At 76.9% G+C, this 744-nt stretch carries 1 pseudogene; it reads right to left on the bottom strand.

The annotated features are described in order from the left end of the window. A pseudogene (locus H7I41_RS26595) lies at window positions 1-744 on the bottom strand (cation-translocating P-type ATPase); the annotation flags it as partial.

Raw genomic sequence — 744 nt, 5'->3', positions numbered from 1 at the left:
CACCGGCGCCCACGGTGGCGGCCCGGTCGGCGTAGTGGTCGGCCCGGCCTTCCCCGGGTGCGACGCGGCTCGTCGGCGGGCGGTCGTGATCCGCGTGGCGGGCCAGCCGCGGTTCGTGCCGGCGCCAGGCCAACCGGTCGTTCCACGCCTCGGCGGCCAGCATCGTGCGCTGGGCCGACTCCGCGGCGGCGGACACCGGCGAGACGGCAAGGGCGGCTGCGGCGGCGTGCACGGTGGCGAAGAACAGGTCCGTGCCGTCGGGGCCGAGCCGGCCCTCGACCTGCTTGCGCAGCCGCGGCATGTGATCGGTGAGGGTCGGCAGGGCGGACACGACGTCGGGCAGGCCCCGCAGCCGCAGTACGGTGCCGGTCACCGAGAGGCCGAGACCCGCAAGGGCGACGGCGGCACCGGCAGTGCGCGCCGCCAGCACCGCATCGTCTCCCGGGAGGTTCACCGGCCTGCTGCGGCGGACGTCCGCATCGGCGGCGCGCTCGGCCTCGTCGACGGCACGCAGCAGCGCGGGCAGTGACGGTCCGTCGTCGTCGATGCTCACCACGATGCGCGAGACCGTCGTGTTGAGCGACACCGACCGCACACCGGTCATCCCCTTCACGGCCCGGACGACCTCGGCGGCGACGGCCTTACCGTGCGGCCCGCCGAGTCCACGCACCTCGACCCAGCAGCGGCCACCGCGGGCCTGGCACCGGCGGGCGGGCGGGCCGCCGACGGCCTCGAGGGCCACGG

Source organism: [Mycobacterium] manitobense, from assembly GCF_025821665.1.
Taxonomy (GTDB): domain Bacteria; phylum Actinomycetota; class Actinomycetes; order Mycobacteriales; family Mycobacteriaceae; genus Mycobacterium; species Mycobacterium arseniciresistens.
This window is presented reverse-complemented; position numbering and strand designations above follow the sequence as displayed.